At 48.1% G+C, this 19342-nt stretch carries 19 protein-coding genes; 18 read left to right on the top strand and 1 reads right to left on the bottom strand.

Annotated features, from left to right (window positions below):
• Positions 1-57: 57 nt before the first annotated feature.
• A complete protein-coding gene (locus tag AC1RM2_RS21335) occupies positions 58-795 on the bottom strand; it encodes a glycosyltransferase family 2 protein (protein ID WP_492987182.1) in 738 nt (245 codons plus the stop codon).
• A gap of 204 nt (positions 796-999) precedes the next feature.
• On the opposite strand from AC1RM2_RS21335, the gene AC1RM2_RS21330 reads away from it, so the two are divergent.
• The 18 genes from AC1RM2_RS21330 to AC1RM2_RS21245 all read left to right on the top strand — a co-directional run bounded on the left by AC1RM2_RS21330 (position 1000) and on the right by AC1RM2_RS21245 (position 19338).
• Positions 1000-1674, top strand: coding sequence for a polysaccharide biosynthesis/export family protein (locus AC1RM2_RS21330; protein WP_492987181.1), 675 nt, complete (start codon positions 1000-1002; stop codon positions 1672-1674).
• A complete protein-coding gene (locus AC1RM2_RS21325; protein ID WP_492987180.1) occupies positions 1674-4094 on the top strand; it encodes a GumC family protein in 2421 nt (806 codons plus the stop codon). The genes AC1RM2_RS21330 and AC1RM2_RS21325 overlap by 1 nt, the downstream gene beginning before the upstream one ends.
• Before the next feature lie 21 nt (positions 4095-4115).
• Positions 4116-4628, top strand: a complete 513-nt coding sequence (locus tag AC1RM2_RS21320) for a UpxY family transcription antiterminator (RefSeq protein ID WP_492987179.1) — start codon at positions 4116-4118, stop codon at positions 4626-4628.
• A 168-nt stretch (positions 4629-4796) separates the two neighbouring features.
• Positions 4797-6587: an asparagine synthase (glutamine-hydrolyzing) gene (gene asnB / locus AC1RM2_RS21315; protein ID WP_492987178.1), complete on the top strand. Its 1791-nt coding sequence runs from the start codon at positions 4797-4799 to the stop codon at positions 6585-6587.
• Positions 6580-7698 carry a glycosyltransferase family 4 protein gene (locus tag AC1RM2_RS21310; RefSeq protein WP_492987177.1) on the top strand — a complete coding sequence of 373 codons (1119 nt, stop codon included), beginning with the start codon at positions 6580-6582 and terminating at the stop codon, positions 7696-7698. The genes asnB and AC1RM2_RS21310 overlap by 8 nt, the downstream gene beginning before the upstream one ends.
• On the top strand, positions 7695-8558 hold the full coding sequence (locus tag AC1RM2_RS21305; RefSeq protein WP_492987176.1) for an ABC transporter permease: 864 nt from the start codon (positions 7695-7697) through the stop codon (positions 8556-8558). The genes AC1RM2_RS21310 and AC1RM2_RS21305 overlap by 4 nt, the downstream gene beginning before the upstream one ends.
• Positions 8558-9826: an ABC transporter ATP-binding protein gene (locus AC1RM2_RS21300; protein WP_492987175.1), complete on the top strand. Its 1269-nt coding sequence runs from the start codon at positions 8558-8560 to the stop codon at positions 9824-9826. Before AC1RM2_RS21305 ends, AC1RM2_RS21300 begins: the two co-directional genes overlap by 1 nt.
• The gene (locus tag AC1RM2_RS21295; RefSeq protein WP_492987174.1) at positions 9810-10538 is read left to right on the top strand and encodes an FkbM family methyltransferase; all 729 of its coding nucleotides are present in this window, start codon (positions 9810-9812) and stop codon (positions 10536-10538) included. Before AC1RM2_RS21300 ends, AC1RM2_RS21295 begins: the two co-directional genes overlap by 17 nt.
• A 127-nt stretch (positions 10539-10665) precedes the next feature.
• Positions 10666-11418, top strand: a complete 753-nt coding sequence (locus AC1RM2_RS21290) for a DUF268 domain-containing protein (RefSeq protein ID WP_492987173.1) — start codon at positions 10666-10668, stop codon at positions 11416-11418.
• The gene (locus tag AC1RM2_RS21285; RefSeq protein WP_492987172.1) at positions 11415-12311 is read left to right on the top strand and encodes an alpha-1,2-fucosyltransferase; all 897 of its coding nucleotides are present in this window, start codon (positions 11415-11417) and stop codon (positions 12309-12311) included. Before AC1RM2_RS21290 ends, AC1RM2_RS21285 begins: the two co-directional genes overlap by 4 nt.
• A gap of 40 nt (positions 12312-12351) precedes the next feature.
• Positions 12352-13101: a class I SAM-dependent methyltransferase gene (locus AC1RM2_RS21280; protein WP_492987171.1), complete on the top strand. Its 750-nt coding sequence runs from the start codon at positions 12352-12354 to the stop codon at positions 13099-13101.
• Positions 13098-14084 carry a glycosyltransferase gene (locus tag AC1RM2_RS21275; RefSeq protein WP_492987170.1) on the top strand — a complete coding sequence of 329 codons (987 nt, stop codon included), beginning with the start codon at positions 13098-13100 and terminating at the stop codon, positions 14082-14084. The genes AC1RM2_RS21280 and AC1RM2_RS21275 overlap by 4 nt, the downstream gene beginning before the upstream one ends.
• Before the next feature lie 19 nt (positions 14085-14103).
• Entirely contained in the window at positions 14104-14940 is an 837-nt protein-coding gene (locus AC1RM2_RS21270; RefSeq protein ID WP_492987169.1) for a glycosyltransferase family 2 protein, read from the top strand.
• Between the two features lie 12 nt (positions 14941-14952).
• Positions 14953-15708 carry an FkbM family methyltransferase gene (locus AC1RM2_RS21265; RefSeq protein ID WP_492987168.1) on the top strand — a complete coding sequence of 252 codons (756 nt, stop codon included), beginning with the start codon at positions 14953-14955 and terminating at the stop codon, positions 15706-15708.
• A 26-nt stretch (positions 15709-15734) separates the two neighbouring features.
• Positions 15735-16667, top strand: a complete 933-nt coding sequence (locus AC1RM2_RS21260) for a nucleotide-diphospho-sugar transferase (protein ID WP_492987167.1) — start codon at positions 15735-15737, stop codon at positions 16665-16667.
• Positions 16657-17436, top strand: a complete 780-nt coding sequence (locus AC1RM2_RS21255; RefSeq protein WP_492987166.1) for a DUF5672 family protein — start codon at positions 16657-16659, stop codon at positions 17434-17436. Before AC1RM2_RS21260 ends, AC1RM2_RS21255 begins: the two co-directional genes overlap by 11 nt.
• Before the next feature lie 30 nt (positions 17437-17466).
• Entirely contained in the window at positions 17467-18405 is a 939-nt protein-coding gene (locus AC1RM2_RS21250; protein WP_492987164.1) for a glycosyltransferase family 2 protein, read from the top strand.
• A 51-nt stretch (positions 18406-18456) separates the two neighbouring features.
• Positions 18457-19338 carry an alpha-1,2-fucosyltransferase gene (locus AC1RM2_RS21245; protein WP_492987163.1) on the top strand — a complete coding sequence of 294 codons (882 nt, stop codon included), beginning with the start codon at positions 18457-18459 and terminating at the stop codon, positions 19336-19338.
• Positions 19339-19342 lie beyond the last annotated feature (4 nt).

Here is a 19342-nt window from a genome sequence, read left to right as displayed (position 1 = left end):
ATTATTATCATTATTAAGCTGTTATACGCAAGCGAAAAAAAAAAGTTTAATTGCAAATTAAAAAAATTGGCCAATTTTCCGCAATGGTTTTAACATAAGGGCAAGCAGGGGAATTAAAATATGATTTTGATGCATTGCTTTTAAATCAAAGGCCCAGGCCTTCAGTCTGTTTTTGAAGCTGCGGTTACTGACGCCGCCATCCTGCATCACCACCAGCACTTTATTTAAATAAGCATTTCTTACCTGGTGGTAGTGCATAAACCTGACCATTAATTCATAATCTGCGGCAGAACCGTACGCAAGATTGTAAAAACCTAATTTGGCAAACAATTCGCGCCTGCAATAAAAGGTGGGATGCGGGGGCATAAAACCCCGGTTAAAGGAATTTACGCCACATGGTTTCGACTGCCATCTGCGTTTAATTCTCCCGTCCGGATGCACATAGATCAGGTTCCCGTATACAGCCTCCGCATCGCTTTCTGTAAATACCTGGGCTACTGCCGATAAAACATCCGCTGCGGCCAAACGGTCGTCGGCATTCAGGGTTCCTATGATTTGCCCGGTAGCGAGCCTGATCCCTTTATTCATGGCATCATATATGCCTTTATCCGGTTCGGAGACCAGGATATCGATGGAAGAACGGTATTGAGTGATTATCTGCAGGGTGTTATCCGTTGATCCGCCATCGATGATGATATATTCAATTCCGGGGTATTTTTGGCTGATGACGGATTCGATACATCTCGCAATGGTATCCTGGGCATTATAAACAACAGTAATCAATGATATTCTCAAACCCTGAAACTGAAAAAATACACTGCGGTTATACCCGCAAATTGTGTAATTTTGAAATTATATACAATTATAACACATTAAATATAAGTTATCGTCGCGATGCGTATAATAATCTATTTTTTTTCTTTCTTTTTAATAACGCTTGTTTTAACCTCCTGTTCGGGTAAACAATACCAGTCCCTTTTCGAACAGAAAAGAGCGGTTATGGATACATCACAAATTACCGCTAAAGATTTACGAAGTTACCAGATCAAACAGCAGGACCTGCTCCAGATCCGGAACCTGCAGAATATCAGGTATGTAGTAGATGAAGCGCCTTCGGCTTCAGGCAGCGGCGGCAGCGGAGGCGGCGGAGCAGCACAAATCTACCAGGTGGAGGAAGACGGAACGGTGGCCCTGCCGGTCATCGGTCATGTTGCCGTATCGGGCCTGACCCGCTCCCAGGCGGCTAAACTTATTGAAGACCTTTACCGTAAAAACCTGTTAAAAGATCCCATCATCGAGTTGAAAATTACAAATCTCAAGGTCACGCTCCTTGGCGAAGTCAGGGGGCAGGGCAGTTTCCCGCTGGTCAAGGACAGGACCACACTGGTTGAAATGATCGGCCAGGCAGGTGGCCTCACCGACCGGGCCAATGAAACCAATATTAAAATTATACGGGGCGACCAGTTAAATCCGCAGGTGACCTATATCAACCTGAGAGATATACAATCGATCAATGATCCCAGGGCCATACTTCAGAATGGCGATATTGTCTATGTATCCCAGAACAAACGCGCGGTACGGAACGATAACCTACAAAATGTATCCACCCTGGTTCAGCCGATATTACTTTTATTTAATACGGCCCTGGTCATTTTATCCCTATCCCGCCACTGATGGAAGAGACAGAAAAAAATCAACGAAAACTACCCAGCCAGGAAATTGATTATATTAAGATCGGCAAGATCATATTAAGCCGCTGGTACTGGATAGCCGCATCAGTGGGCATCGCCGTGTTAATATCCTATACTTATTTATGGTATACGCCAAAAACCTATGCGACATCAGGTACCTTGAAAATCGAAGAAAAGAAATCGGAAGTCTCTGATATTATTGCGGTAATGACCGTTCCTGACCGGGGACCCTCAAAAATACAAAGCATTACCTCCGTGCTGCAAAGCCGCGGCGTGATCCTCAGCGCGGTCAAAGATATGGATTACCGGGTCGGTTTTTATTTGTCCGGGCGGGTACGTACCACCGAAATCTATCCTTCAAAGCCGTTAAACATACTACTGATCAAGTTTGACAGCCTGAATTTTTTCCATGGACTAATGAGTTTCCGCCCGGTAGACAGGAAAACGTTCAGCCTGTCCTATAAGTCCGGCAAGAAAGAAATTAAAAACAATTACACGTATAATGCCCCTGTAACCATCGGCAATACCAGCTTTAGCATCAGGTATCCCGGGATGATTGATAACAATACCATCTATATGTTCAACTTCAACATCCCTGAAGACTATGTGGGCAGGGTCCAGGGAGGTTTAAGAGCAGGCGAAACCGGAAAAAATACCAATATCATTTCTTTACAGGAAACGGACTCCAATCCCCAGTTTGCAGCAGATGTGCTGAACAACATTATGAAGGAATATGTGATCTTCGACCGCAACCAGAAAGCGCAGTCGGCATCGCAAATGATCGAATTTATCGACAGCCAGCTGTCCTTCCTGTCCAACGAGGTTAAAGGATCGGAAACCTCGATCGAGAAATATAAAAACAAGACCAAAATACTTGATGTCAGCGCCGCCTCGACCACCTCGGCTACCAAGGCCGCCGAAATAGAAACGAGCAGGTCCTTACTGAAAATCCAGCTGATTGCGCTTGACCAGCTGAAAGAGCAGATCACCAGGGAAAAGGATAATGTTACCGTCAACTTCAGCGCGGGCGGGACAGATTTACCTGCGTTAAATGCACTGATCAGCAAGCTGGACGCACTGATATCGGAAAGATCGGGCTTGTTAAAAACTTTCACCGCAAACTCACAGCCTTTACAGGAAGTCAACCAGCAGATCCTGCAAACGAAACTTACCGCACTTAACAACATCAAGGGCATCCGCAGCGGCCTGGAAAAAAACCTCTCGTATTTGGACAGCCAGCTGGCACAGGTTAACCAGACGATCATGGCGCTGCCCGCCGCCCAGCGCGACATGGTAAGCTTACAAAGGGATTTTGAAATTAATGACAAAGTTTACTCTTTCTTATCTGAGAAAAAGCTGGAGGCCCAGATCAGCCGCGCCGGAATTTTGCCCGGAGCCACCGTTATAGAATTTGCACAGCCCAATTTTAACGCGGTATCGCCCAATGAGCATGACATCCACCGTTCCGCTATTATTTTCGGCCTGGCTATCGGACTGGGGCTGATCATCCTGATTCGCGTGTTAAACCCCTATATCTATGATAAGGAAACTATTGAAAGCCTGACAGCGATACCCATATTGGGAGTGATCAGGAAATACCCCGAAGCCATTGACGAAAACAGCAGGCAAATTTTAGCGCTCAGCAAACCCCGGTCAATTTTTGCCGAATCTGTGCGCTCGGTACGCACCAACCTGAGTTTCCTGGCTTCCGAAAAATCGAGCAAAATTATCTGCATAACCTCTGAAGTGGCGGGTGAAGGCAAATCGTTTGTGGCGGTTAACTTATCAAGCACCTTATCGCTTATCGACAAAAAAGTAGTCCTTATCGGGGCAGATTTAAGACGCTCCAGGTTGCACAAAACATTCCATGTGCCCAATGACCAGGGTTTAAGTAATTATCTTGCCCACCAGACCGGGATGGAAGAAATTATATTGCATTCCGACCAGTCTAACCTGGATTTTATCGTTTCGGGACCTGTTCCACCTAACCCTTCCGAATTACTGCACAGTGACCGCATGGTCGCGCTGATCGGCCAGCTGAAACTCCGGTATGATATCATTATGATCGACACCGCCCCTATCGGGCTGGTCTCCGATGCCATCCCGCTCATCCGGATCAGCGATATCAATGTTTTTGTAATCCGCTCGGGCAAGTCGAGGTATTATGCAGCCTCGGTACCGCAAAGGGTAGCCCAGGAGTATCACCTGGATAATACGGTCATTGTATTGAATGCTTATGAAGAAGACCTTTTACATTCCAGATATTATACCACCAAATTTACCGGAGACAGCGCCGGGTCCAGGTATTACTACTACTCCGATTACAGCGGTTACTCGGGATCCGGATATTACCTGGATGATAATAAAGAAAAATGGTGGGATATCAGGAAATGGTTTAAATAAAAACACTGTTTAATTAAAAGGATGGATTTGAATGCAGGCTTAACAAAAAAATGGTATCCTGTTTATACGCAGCCACGGGCCGAAAAAAAAGCGTACCAGGCATTGACTGACAAGGGAATTGAAGCCTACCTCCCCCTGCACCGCCAGCTCAGACAATGGAGCGACCGTAAAAAATGGGTAGAAGAACCCTTTCTTAAGTCATACATATTTGTTAACATTGCCCAACATGAGCAGGCTGATATATTGATGACAAAAGGTATATCAAGGTTTTTATATTTCATGGGGGGGCCTGCGTCAATGCCCGGCCGCCAGATAACGGAGTTAAAGTTACTTATGGCCAGCCCCTTTGAATTAGAGGTAACCGAAGAGAACCTTCAACCCGGGGAAAAAATCATCATCAAAGCAGGACCGTTAAAAGGCATGACCGGTGAGATCATCGCACAACGGTCTCAGAAGCAATTGATATTGAGGCTCGAAAGTATCGGATGCTCCATCATCGTACATGTTGCGGCATCATACATTGAACGATTTTAACTGAAATTATTTATTTTTAAACAAAAAGTATATACCGGCCATTACAGGCCGGTATATATATAAGATAACAGAGGCTGATATTTAAAAAAAACAAGCAGCTGTTTTACAATAAGTTACAGACAAACCCTGTGACTTACGGGGCGAAGCTATGAACAGACAAGATTCTATATGTGCCGGATCGCAGGCGTAATTAACACGGGTGCCCCAGCAGCGGTAATTAGCAAACAGGTTAAGGCCATGTGCCGGGTCCTGCAGCACGGCGGCCCTGATGATGAGGGTATTTTTGCTGACGAAGAGCACCACCTTGCTTTTGGCCACCGGCGGCTATCAATTATCGACCTGAGCGCAAACGGACACCAACCCATGTCCGATGTAAGGCAGAAAACATGGATAACTTTTAACGGGGAAATTTATAACTACCTCGAACTTAGGAATGAGCTTATAAAACTTGGGGCGGTATTTACCTCTGTTACGGATACGGAAGTTATCATCGCCGCCTACCTGCAATGGGGGACTGATGCCTTCGCCAGGTTTAGGGGGATGTTTGCCTTTGCCTTATTTGATAGCCTTAAAAAACTCACTTATCTTGTGCGCGATACTGCCGGCATAAAGCCTTTGTATTATTTTACCCGGTCCGGCCAGTTGAGTTTTGCATCAGAAACGAGGGCTTTCCCTGCGGCCGGCATAGCTACGGAGCAGGATGCTGCGTGGCCGGTACGTTTTTTAGCTTTTGGTCATGTACCAGAACCTTATACTACCCTGAAAAATGTTTTCAGTCTTCCCAAAAGCCATTATTTATGCTGGGACCACGTCTCTTCCACCCACATTATAAACGCTTATAAAATAAAAGGGCAACCTAAAGATCAGATAACCGATGCTGAAGAAGCAAAGTACCTGATAAAAGAGGCTTTGACAAAGGGAGTACACTGCCAGCTTATAGCTGATGCACCCTTAGGTGTATTTTTAAGTGGCGGCACGGATTCCAGCCTGATCACCCTCCTGGCCGATAAAGAAAAAAAGGAGCAGCTTAAAACGATATCCATTTTTTTTAATGAAAAAAGCTACGACGAACAAGCCTATCAGCGCCTGGTACTGGATAAAGTAAGTGGTCAGAATTTCCCCCACCTGGTACGGCAACAGGATTTTGAAAACCACCTGCCGCAAATTATCAGCGCGATGGATATGCCAACTACAGATGGCATTAATAGTTGGTTTATCAGTAAATACGCGCATGAGGACGGCTTAAAAGCAGTGCTGTCGGGCGTTGGGGCCGATGAATACTTCGGCGGCTATCCTTCATTCAACCGGATCAGGTACATCAGGCATTTAAAAAGAATTCCGCCACTCCTTTTTTCCGCCGCTCATGATTTACTGCCAGATCCGTACAAAAAACTTACCTTTCTGGCTAATGAGCACCCCATAGCCGATTACCTGCTGTTGCGGGGATTATTTTCGCCGGGCGACATCGCCCGCGCGCTTGATATCAGCGAAAACGAAGTGAGAGATATCCTTTTCAACGGCATCGAAGTACCCCAAAATTATAATTACGATGCCAAACAAGCATCATGGTTTGAAGCAAACATTTATATGCAAAATCAGTTACTAAGGGACACTGATGTAATGAGCATGAACCACGGTCTGGAAGTAAGGGTGCCCTTTTTAGATGAAGATTTTACAAATCTGGCTGAACACATTTCTCCTTCAATACGCTTCAGTCAGCAGCAAGCTAAAAAGGTACTTATAGATAGCTTTAGCGATTTACTGCCGCAAGCAGTTTGGAACAGGCCCAAAATGGGGTTTAGCTTTCCTTTACAACGCTGGATGGGCGAATACAGCCCCATAAGCGACAGCGCCCTGTATAAAGGCAAGCTGGCACAAAACACGATTAAAAAGTTTAAGAACAACCAAATCCACTGGTCTAAAGCTTTTGCACTTTACCAGATACAACCTTATGTCTAAAAAAGTAATCTTATTTACCTTGCAGACGTTTAGCAGTACAGGTGGTATCCAAAAAATGACCCGCACACTGGGGCATTCTTTATATCAGCTGTCACTGAATATTAACTGGCACTTTGAGTTATGGTCGGCATACGATAAACCGGACGACCTGATGCCTCAATACCTGCCAGCCAGTGCGTTTAAAGGCTTTGGTGTAAACCGTATAGGCTTTGTTTTAAAAGCCATAGGCAGGTCTGTAAAACCCGACATCATTATTTTAAGCCATATCAACCTTGCGGTTATCGGCTTATTTATAAAATTAGTTAACCCCCAATGCAAAGTATGGGTAATTGCACATGGCATTGAGGTTTGGCGGCCGCTTTCGCTGGTTAAGGAATATTTGCTGAAACGTTGCGACAAGGTGATATGCGTAAGTAATTTTACCCGTGGGCAAATGATCGTGAGGCATAACCTTAATCCCGCAATTTGCGATGTACTAAATAACGCCATCGATCCTTTTATGAAATTGCCCGCCAGTTTTCAAAAACCGGACTATTTATTGCGGCGCTATAAACTAGATCAAATCCAACCGGTGATTTTTACTTTAACCCGCCTGGCATTCACCGAGCAATACAAGGGTTACGAGCATGTGATACAGTCCGTAAGTAAAATCAAAAGCAGCTATCCCGACATTAAATATATTCTGGCAGGAAAATACGATGACGAGGAGGAGGATCGGATAAAAAAGCTGATAACGCAACATGATGTAGCCGGACAGGTCATATTGACCGGTTTTATTGATGAGCATGAGCTTTCCGACCATTTTTTACTGGCCGATATGTTTGTACTGCCAAGTAAAAAAGAGGGGTTTGGCATTGTGTTTATTGAAGCCCTGGCCTGCGGCTTGCCTGTTATTTGCGGCAATGCCGATGGCAGTATTGACGCCATCAGGAACGGCGAGCTGGGCAAAGCCATTAATCCCGATGACCCGGACCAGTTGTTCGACTGCATTACCGGATATTTAGAGAGCCCCCTGACGCCGGCAATACGTGAGAACCTCCAAAAAAAATGCCTGCTGTATTTTAACGAAACCGATTATATGCAAAAACTACACCTGCTGCTAAACGAATGAGTATGCATGACGACGAAAAGTGGGACATCGAATTGACCCCGCACAGCAGTTTGCTCGACTTAAAGCTGAATGACGTCTGGCATTACCGCGACCTGCTGATACTGCTGGTGCGGCGAGATTTTGTTTCATTTTATAAGCAAACGATCCTCGGGCCACTCTGGTTTTTTATCCAGCCCTTGTTTACCACCATCATTTACACTTTTATTTTTGGCAACCTGGCCAATATATCGGCCGATAACCTGGACAAGCCCCTCTTCTACATGGCCGGTATTACGGCCTGGAATTACTTTGCCGATTGCCTCACCAAAACCTCGACCGTTTTTACAGCGAATGCCGGGCTTTTTGGCAAGGTTTACTTTCCCAGGCTAATTGTTCCGCTCAGTATCGTGGTTTCTAACCTGATCCGTTTTGCGGTGCAGATGGCCCTTTTTTTTATGACGATGGGGTTCTACGCCATCAAGGGATCCAATGTACACCCCAACATTTACCTGTTGTTGTTCCCTTTTTTACTGATCCTGATGGCGATGCTTGGCCTTGGACTTGGCATGATCATTTCTGCAATGACCACCAAATACCGCGATCTGAGCTTCCTGATTACGTTTGGTATCCAGCTGATGATGTATTTAACAACGGTTATCTACCCCTTATCCACGGTAAAGGAGAAATACCCGAAATACGAATGGCTGGTGGAATATAACCCGATGACCCCGATCATCGAGGCCTTCAGGTATGGTTTCCTGGGCAAAGGCACCTTTACGATGCTCTCCTTAGGGGTGACCGCGGTGATCACCACCATCATCCTTTTAGCCGGCATCATCATTTTTAACCGTGTTGAACGCACATTTATTGATACTGTATAATGGCCACGGTAATTAAAGTAGAAAAACTTTCCAAAGCCTACCAACTGGGAGAAATCGGAACGGGGACTATTTCCCGGGACCTGGAGCGCTACTGGGCCAGGGTCCGGGGCAAAGAAGATCCTTTTTTGAAGATCGGCGAGGTTAATGACCGTTCTAAAAAAGGTGAAAGCGATATCGTATGGAGTTTAAAGGATATCAGTTTTGAAATTGGCCAGGGGGACGCTGTTGGCGTTATCGGCCGGAATGGTGCCGGAAAGAGCACCCTGCTCAAAATTTTAAGCCGGGTGACGGCACCGACTTCGGGATCTGTCAAGATACGGGGCCGGATAGCCAGCCTGCTGGAGGTCGGCACAGGCTTTCATCCTGAGCTAAGCGGCAGAGAAAACATTTACCTGAATGGTGCTATCCTGGGTATGAGAAAAGCCGAAATCAAACGAAATTTCGACGAGATCGTCGATTTTTCGGGCGTGGAGAGATATATTGACACCCCGGTAAAACGTTATTCATCCGGCATGTATGTCCGGCTGGCCTTCGCCGTAGCCGCCCACCTTGAAGCCGAGATCCTGATCGTTGATGAAGTTCTGGCCGTCGGTGACGCCGACTTTCAAAAAAAATGCATTGGAAAAATGGGTGAAGTGAGCAAGGGGAAAGGCCGGACCGTGTTGTTCGTCAGTCATAACATGGCCAGTATCAGCCAGCTCTGCCAGCAGGCGATTTTACTGAACAACGGCCAGCTTGAGCGGCTGGGGCCTGCAGCTCCGGTCATCAATGAATATCTGAAAACGGACAACAGCCAGCCAGGTGCCTTATTCAAAGTGAATAAAGGTTTATCCATATCGCTCCTGGCGGCGGATATCATCAATGAGGCCGGCAACCGTACCAATGAGATCAGCATGCAAAGCAATTTCACGATCAAAGTAACCTACCATGTACGTGTACCTCAAAAAGATATCATATGCGCGGTGGGCATTATGCACCAAAGTATCCCGGTCACTACCACCTGGACAACGCCCGCCAGCCTTTCCGAAGGCAGCTACCACAGTTTTTTTCATATGGACACCCTGCGCCTGGCGGTCGGCACCTATACGATCGGGATCGGCCTGTCCATCGCCAAAAACACGATACAATATGTCGGTGACGCCCTGGTATTTACCATCGGGCTGGATCAGTCTTCGAACCCGGAGATCATCAGCTACGAGGTCAATACCGGTATAATTATCAATCAGATGAAATTTGAAACAATCAAGGCCCATGAAGCGCATTTTTAGAACTGCCCGATCGTATTTTCGTGCATTGCTGCGCAAAAAACCGGATACTTTTCAGCGGACTTATGCGCAGTGCGGCGAAGACCGGATACTGCTGGCCATTTTCCAGGCGCTGGGCATTGAAAAACCGTCCTATATTGACGTCGGCGCCAATCACCCGACCAACCTGAGCAATACTTACCTGTTTTACCTCCAGGGATCAACCGGCATCAATGTGGAAGCAGACCCGGATTTAATAGCCGAATTCAACAGATGGCGGCCCGGCGATGTGAACCTCAATGTCGGCGTCGGCCTGGAAGCAGCAGAGACACTGGATTTTTACGTGATGTCCAACAGGGTGCTCAATACGTTTTCAAAAGAAGAAGCCGACCGGATAGCCGCTTACGGAACCTATTCGGTCCAGTCAATCAGAAAAATCAAAGTGATACCGTTACAGGCCATCGTTGAAACCTATTTCACCGGGGCAAACGGGCCGGATTTTATTTCGATCGATGTCGAGGGCCTGGATTACCAGATCCTGAAGACCTTAAATTTAGCGCAATATACCCGAACCGTTTTCTGCGTGGAAACGCTCAGTTACACGGAAGACCTTTCGGCACCAAAAAATGAAGCGATTTTTACGTATTTCGAGGCCAACGGCTTCTTCGTATATGCCGATACCTATATCAACACGATTTTTATCAACAGCACGTATTGGGGCAACAGGGGAAAATAACAGGCGCTTCCAAAACAAAACAGTGCCGGCATTCGTTAAACACTTATGGCCGCTTTCCTGTGTTCCGTCAAAAGCTTCGCTTCAATAAAACCAATCCAGACACCCGAGATCCCAATAAATGATTAGCATGACCATTGTCCTCGACCGGCTGAGGGGTTTTTACCACGCGAAAAAAGACAAAACCGATAAATGGAAGTCCTTTAAAAAAGAGTTTGCCCTGCTGAAGAGTCTCGATAAATCCGGGCGTTTTAAGCAGGACTGGGCGGATATTTACCCTTGCCTTAATGATAAGACGGATTTAACCTATTTTGAAGGCCATTATACCTATCATCCGGCCTGGGCTGCCCGGGTGGTCAAAAAAATCGGGCCGGCAGTACATGTTGATATATCGTCGACGCTGCATTTCTGTACGATGGTTTCGGCCTATCAGCAGGTAGAATTTTATGACTACCGTCCCGCCCCTTTACAGCTGGAAGGCTTGACAACGGGAAAAACGGACCTGACCAACCTCCAGTTTGAGACCGGCAGTATCCATTCGTTGTCCTGTATGCACACGATCGAGCACATCGGACTGGGCAGGTATGGCGAAAAAATTGATCCGGATGCCGATTTGAAGGCGATCAGGGAACTAAAAAGGGTAGTATCCCCCGGCGGAAACCTGATCATCGTCGTGCCGACAGGCATTCCGAAACTGGCTTTCAACGCACACCGGATCTATTCGTACCAGCAGATTTGCAGCTATTTTGATTCATTTACGCTAAAAGAGTTCTCGCTCGTCCCGGATAATTACCTGGAAACGGGCATGATCCTGCATGCATCGCCCGAAGATGCCGATAAACAGCACTGGGGCTGCGGGTGTTTTTGGTTTGTTAAACCATGATAGGGATAAAGATACAAGGTAGGTTAGGGAATCAATTGTTTCAGTATGCCTTCGCCTACGCGGCGGCGAAAAGATTAAGAACCGCTTTCTTTATGGACCAGCGTGAACAGGAACTGATGATACAGGATTATTTTGATATTCCATTCAGTTTCAGTGTTTTTTTCGAAAGCCGGGTATTCCGTATCAGGGGGTACCGCAATTTTTTTTCTGTCTTTCTGCAGCAGCAATTTTACCTGCTGCTGCAACGCTATATGACGTATGGCAAGGCCTCCTTTCCTGCGGATGCCGAAAAATCCGGGGTCATTTCCGGTATACAGAACAAAACCCTGTTCGAAGGCTATTTTCTTTCCGAGGATTACTTCCTGGAGTATAGCGATGACCTGCGAAAATTATTCCAGGTAAAACGGCAGTTCAGTGCCGCATATCATGAACATTACGGGCAGCTATTCAGCGGTAAAAAGATCATTACGGTCCATATCCGCAAATCTGATTACCTGCATCTAGGCCATCTGAATCTCGGCGGCAATGACCTGTCTTTACCAATGAGCTATTATCATCATATCCTTGGGCCACTACGAACTAAAGACGCCCTTTTTGTTTTCGTCAGCGACGACACCACGGACATCGCCCTCGAATTCAGCTATATCCAAAACAAATTAATTTCCGACGGCGATATGATCAGCGATTTTCAACACCTGCTGAACGCCGACGTCTGCGTGATTGCCAACAGTACCTTTAGCTGGTGGGGAGCATGGCTGAACACCCGGCCGCATAAAAAAATTTTCGCCCCCGAACATTTCATGGGGCATATCATCGACAAGCCATGGCCGGACGGTATCTACCCCCCGGACTGGGAACTGGTCAATGTGAACAAAACGATTAAACCATGCTAAATTATCCGCGTTTTACAGATCCGCCAGGGAGCCGCGCCAAATGAAAATTAACTATATCCACACCGAAGCTATCCACAACTCAGCCGCAGCGGCTGAGGTACTGCCCTACCTATTCCAAATATTAAAGCCACGTTCCGTCGCTGATATCGGTTGCGGCACCGGGAGCTGGCTCAAGGTTGCGCGGGAATTAGGCGCCGCGAAAATCCGGGGGATTGACGGGATCCATGTGGACCGCGGGATGCTTTGCATACCCGAAGATACATTTGTACAGCATAACCTGACACTCCCGATACAGGCCGATATGAAATACGACCTTGCGATTTGCCTCGAGGTGGCCGAGCATCTCCCGGAAAAAGACGCGGACCATATCGTCCGTATGCTGACAGACTTCAGCGACATTATTTTGTTCTCCGCCGGCATACCCGGCCAGGGTGGGCAGTTCCATATCAACGAGCAGTGGCCTGCCTACTGGCAGGCTAAATTTAGAGCCATTGATTTTTTACCGGTTGACAACCTGCGGCCCGTTTTTTGGAACAACCCCCGGGTGGACTGGTGGTACAGGCAAAATATGCTCCTGTATGTAAAAAAAGAGCTTATACCGCAGCTGGGTTTCCCGGTTTCAGAACTTGTACCCGCCTATGTCCACCCGGAATTACTCCAGTTAAAGCTGGACGTGCAACTGGAAAGTCAGCGGCACATCTCCTACCTGGAGGACATAATCAACAGGGAACTGAACCATCCCCGGGTGCTGCCGGCACTCCGGCGGCTGATCAAGTCCATTATCAGATGAAAACGGAGGAAGACGGTATTTCTGTCATTGTTTGTTGTTACAACAGCGCTTTGCGCCTGCCGCAAACGTTAAAACACCTGGCCTTGCAGGAAATTCCGCCCCAGGTACCATGGGAGGTTATCCTGGTAGACAATGCCTCAGCTGATCTTACCGCGACGGTGGCCATCCGGGAATGGCAACAATATCAAGTCCCCCGGGTCCGGTTTGAAATCGTCACTGAAACCAGGCCAGGCCTTAGCCATGCAAGGGATAAAGGTATTCAGTCTTCCCGCTTCCCGTACGTTGTCTTTTGCGATGATGACAACTGGCTGGATGCCGCCTATTTAAAAACCGCCTATGCTGCTATGCGCATCTATCCCGGAGTAGCCGCGCTGGGCGGCAGGAGCACTGCGGTGGCAGACATCCCCTTACCCGGGTGGTTTAACGGCTCCGCGAATAATTATGCAGTCGGTCAGCAGGCGGACATTTCGGGAGACGTATCCCGGCGGAAGTATTTATGGGGCAGTGGCCTGGTGGTCAGGAAAGCCTTATATGATAAAGCATTCGAAGAATTCCCTTCGCTGCTGACCGGTCGCAAGGCGGATGAGCTTAGCTCCGGCGAGGATTCCGAAATGTGCATGCGTTTTCTGTTAATGGGCTACCGGCTATACTACCTCGATACGCTCCTTTTTAAACATTTCATCACCGCAGAACGCCTAACGGCGGAATACAATCAAAAACTCATGGAGGGCTTTATCCGGGCACATGATGTATTGAAAACCTACGCTAAAGTCATTGATTTTGGAAACCTGCCTTTTACCCGGAAATTCAGCATCCTGACAAAATCGGCCATCCGGTTATGCATCAAAGCGGCCACGGGGGCAAAACGGTGGAACTCCGCTGAGGAAAAGGAAAACATCTTCCTTACCAGCGGTTACCGGTTTAAATCAATAGCGCCGGGCATTGTCCGCATCAAAGCCCTGACGAGCCGGCGATACCGTTAAACTGCATTTAAAACTACATTTGGCCGGCGATATCTTTTTTTCGATCATTATCCCGACCTATAATTCCGGGCGGACACTCAACCGCTGCCTGGACAGTATCGTCAGCCAGGATTATGGCCGCTTTGAAATATACCTGATAGACGGTGTTTCTACTGATGACACGCTGGAGATTATCGCCGGTTACCGGCAACGATATCCCTTCATTCATTACCGGTCCGAACCGGACCGGGGAATTTATGACGCAATGAACAAGGGCATCGATGAAGCCGGGGGCGACTGGCTGTATTTTTTAGGCAGTGACGATACCCTGTATCATAACGGGGTGCTGGCTGCTGTCGCCGCCAGGATTCGTGAAGGGCATGCAGACGTGATATACGGCAACGTGGTCATGCGTGGCCGGAATAAATGGAACCTGGACAATGTTGTTTTTGACGGAGAGTACACGATGCCGAAATTCATCGACAGGAATATCTGCCACCAGGCCATTTTCTACAAAAAGACACTGGTAAAAGCGGTAGGTTATTTCAGTTTAAAATACGTCACTAACGCTGATTTTGACTACAATCTCCGCTGTTATGCCAGGTCAGCCTTCGTGTATGCCGATTTGATCATGGCCAATTTCCATGTCGGCGGTCAAAGTTCGCATACCGAGGATCATCTTTTTCACATGGACCGCGGAGCGCTGCTGATGAGGTACTTTGGCGGCAGGATCTACAGCGCTGTGTTTGCCGGGGCGAGGTTATACCTGAAGCGGGCAGCGTTGTCCCCCTCCTCTCCCCTGAGCTTTCCGGGACGCATTTATTGCCTGGGGGCTTACCTGGTGCTGAAGCTCCGATCCATGTTTCGCCCCGGCTAGCCTGCTTTTGTTATGCATAAAATCCGACATTTCTACCTGTATTATTTTTTAACCAAGCTTGAAAAAATCATTGCCGCCGGCCTGGGGAAGGGTTACGGCGCGGTAAGTATAATGCAGGAAACCCGGCTGCTCCGGAATTTCCTGGCCAGTCCGGGCCTGGCGATCGATGTCGGTGCCAATATCGGCGAATACACTGCGCAACTCAGGTCACTTTTCCCGGGGACGGAGATACATCTTTTCGAACCTTCGGCACTCAACCAGGAAAAGCTGCGGAATCGTTTTGAGAAAGACGGCAACATCATCCTGAATCGGGTGGCCTTGTCTGATCATCAAGGCGATGCAAGGCTTTATTACGACATCCCGGGCTCCGGCTTAAGCAGTTTGAGCAAAAGAGACCTCAGCCATTTCAATATTCCCTTTGATTTATCCGAACCGGTGCAAACCATACGATTTGAAGATTACTGGACCGTTCAGCTCATGTCCAGGGACATTGACCTGGTGAAAATAGACGTGGAAGGACATGAACTGTCCGTACTGGCGGGCTTTGGCGCTGCTATTCGCCAAACCCGGGTGATCCAGTTTGAATTTGGCGGCTGTAATTTAGACACCCGTACTTTTTTCAGGGACTTCTGGTATTTTTTTAAAAATCATGCATTTAAAATATACCGGGTTACCCCCTTCGGGCTGCAATACCTCGCCAACTATGCGGAAAGCGAGGAAACATTCCTGACAACCAACTACTTATGCATTAACGAGTTTTTAAAATAAGCCCCTTCATTTTAGCAGAAAGCCCATTGAAAACTACGCCTGTACTCCTGCTCATCTTTAACCGCCCGGACACCACCCAGCGGGTATTTGAGGAAATCCGCAAGCAGCAGCCGAAATATTTGTTTATCGCTGCTGACGGCCCGCGGGCGGATAAAGCCGGTGACGTCCTGCTTTGCGCGGAAACGAGAAAGGTTGTTTCAACAATCGACTGGGATTGCGAGGTAAAGACTTTATTCAGGACTGAAAACCTGGGCTGCGGCGCAGCGCCGGCAAACGCCATCAGCTGGTTTTTTGAACAGGTAGAAGAAGGGATCATTTTAGAGGATGACTGCATTCCCAACGCCAGTTTTTTCGGATTTTGCGGGACCCTGCTGGAGCAGTACCGGACCGACCCGCGCATCATGATGATATGCGGCACAAGTTACCAGGTAAAGACGCTGAATTCCGATACCTATTATTTCTCCAGATACCCTCATGCCTGGGGATGGGCCACCTGGAGAAGGGCCTGGGCACATTACAACTTCAAACTTGACGGGGAAAGTGAAACGACAAGGGCTGCGGTCATCAGGCAAACTTTTTCACACTGGCGGGAGCGTAAGCTCTGGATCCATAACCTGGAACATATTATCAACGGGCTTGATGCATGGGATTACCAGTGGATGTACTGGATGTGGAAGAACGGTGGCCTTTGTATAACACCATGGAAAAATATGGTTTCGAATATCGGTTTTGGTCCCCAGGCGACACATACCTATGATGCGGGCTCGGCACAGGCGGGCATGAAGCAGCATGTTATTGCCGCCATCACGCATCCGAAAACCATCCATGTCCACAACGCAGCAGAACGGTACGAGCGGTTTCATATCCTGATCAATTCCGACGGGCAGTACTTCAGGCGGCGCTTTTCAGCGGCAGTTACACGGGTTCTGCGGATGATGTTTAAACGAGATGGGAAATAAGCCGGCCGCCATTATCATACCAGTCTACAAACCGGAGCCCGATGGGAACGAAATGCGCTCTTTAAGGCAGTGCCTCAGCATCCTGAAAGCACACCCCATCATTTTTGTTGCGCCGGAAAGTTTAAATATGGCAGCCTATAACCAGATATGTACCCGTTACCAGGTACCCTTTAAACAGGTCCGTTTCGGCGACCGGTTCTTTGCCGGGATTGCCGGTTATAATCAACTTATGCTTTCCCCCTTTTTTTATAAAACATTTATCGGTTACCCCTTCCTGCTGATCCACCAGCTCGATGCTTTCGTGTTTAAGGACGAACTGGCCTACTGGTGCCGGCAAAACTATGACTTTATCGGGGCCCCGCATCTGCCCCACGAAAACGCACCGGAGGAGATCCGTTTCCTGCAGGGCTATTCCCGGATACTCGGTCGCCTGAACAGGCTCTTCCACACGAACCACCGGATCAGTAATGTCGGTAACGGCGGCTTTTCACTCAGAAAGACCAGGTCCTGCTACTGGCTGCTCCGGATGCTGCCGGGGAAAGTGAAGCGCTGGGGGACCAATAACGAGGATGGCTTTTTTAAATACTGGGGAAACCTGTTGTATCCGCTTTTCAGGCTACCCGCCGACGAGGTCGCCCTGCATTTTTCGGTAGAGGTATCCCCGCTGGAATCACTGAAAAAGCTCCATTTTGTACTCCCCTTCGGCTGTCATGCTTTTGAAAAGCATGAGCCTGAAACCTGGCGGCCTTATATCACTGTTGAGCCATGATTTCCCTCACCACAAACAACATACAATCCATTGAAAATTAAACTGCCGGACCTCGTTGTTTACCGGGCTGAATTTATACAAAAAGGTATCGCTTACCCGCTGCCGGCTGCAGGATACCGCCCGGAAGGGTTACTGCCGCACTTACCCGAACCGGGACTGGGCAAATCAGGCTGGCCCTGGACAGAAGAGGTCAGCCCCGCACAATACAGTAAGGAATTACACTGGCCCAAACTGACCATTGTGACGCCGTCCTACAACCAGGTCGGTTTCCTTGAACAAACCATCCGGGCCGTCCTGTTACAAAATTATCCTAACCTCGAATATATTGTGATAGACGGCGGCAGCACTGATGCGTCTGCCGGTATCATTAAAAAATATGCACCCTGGCTGAGTTACTGGCAAAGCGAAAAAGACGGGGGGCAGGGCAACGCCATCAACCTGGGATTTAGCCTGGCCTCCGGCGATTACCATGCCTGGATCAACAGTGATGATTATTATTTGAAAGGGACCTTTACCAAAGTCATCCGGCGTTTCCGGGCAACCGGGGCCCAGTTTGTCTATGGCTATACCTTAGACCTGGACTCCGCATCGCAGCAATTTAAAAAACTGGCCAAAGTACTCCCTTTTTCAGACTATTTTAACCGGCTCCCGGGGCTTCCGCAACCCTCGTGTTTCTGGGCTGCCGATATCCACCAGCCCATCTGGGAGGAGCTGCATTGCGCGCTGGATTACGAGCTCTGGTTACGTTTGGTCAGGGGCAGGAAAAGAAGTCTGATCAAAGAGCCCTTATCCGTGGCGAATTCGCACGCTGATGCGAAGACCTCTGATCCGAAAATGAAAGAAAAATGGCTGCACGACCATGAGCTGATCTGCAGTCCGGAGGCGCATGGGCCGGTACCGGACTGGAACAGAATTGTATTTATCAACCGCATACGCGTAAAACTATACCAATGGCTGGGTTTAAACTGAGCGCCGAGGCCCGGACCAAATGAAGAACGTTTCAAACCCTAAGATAAGCAGATGATAGGTATCACCATCGATTGCCGGCTGGGCAACCAATTGTTTCAATATGCATTTATTAAAGGCCTGTCGCGGCAGCTGAACGCTTCGTTCTTTGTCAACGAGGCCATGGTGGAATTTACTGCAGCCGGGTACTTTGAGCTCGACGGCTATCACCCGGCCGCGAACTTTTGCAAAAAATGTTATTTCAAGCTGCGGTACGGCAGCCCGTTTACCAGCCTGCAGAGCATACCTGTGGACAATTACTCGGAAGAAGGACCGGATGCATTGCCCGATGGCCGTATCTACCGCGGTTATTTCCAGTCGGAATTGTTTTTTAAAAATATCCGGGCCTCCATTCCGGATTATATCAGGATCAAAACGCAATATGCCGCGCGCTTTAAAAATAAGTACGCCCGGCTATTCAAAGAGGGACCGGTCATAGCGGTACATATCAGGAGGGGCGACTATTTAAGCCTGAATAGCTGGTGGGAGGAAAATCTTGGCAGTAAGGACCTGACGCTGCCCGTCAATTATTACCGGCAGTGCCTGAACCTGATCAGCGACGCCGGCAAATACCGCGTTATCTTTGTCAGCGATGACATCGAATTTGTACGTTTGAATTTTGGAGATATCCCCAATGCGGTATTCGCAGGGGACGACCTGATGACGGATTTTCAGGTCCTGATGAATGCCGATATTTGTATCATCGCCAACAGTTCTTTCGCCTGGTGGGCGGCCTATTTAAACCCAGGGGAACACAAAAGGATTTATTGCCCGCGGTACTGGCTGGGCTTTAAAATCGGTAAAGAATACCCTGCCGATATCATTCCTCCGGAATGGATCCAGGTCGGCGTGACCACGGATCAAACAGCTTACCATGCAGGAGGTACCGAAAAATGATTGT

The organism is Mucilaginibacter sp. GW822-FHT03E02, from assembly GCF_058801545.1.
The sequence above is the reverse complement of the archived record's forward strand: the minus strand, read 5'-3'. Positions and strand labels throughout refer to the sequence as shown.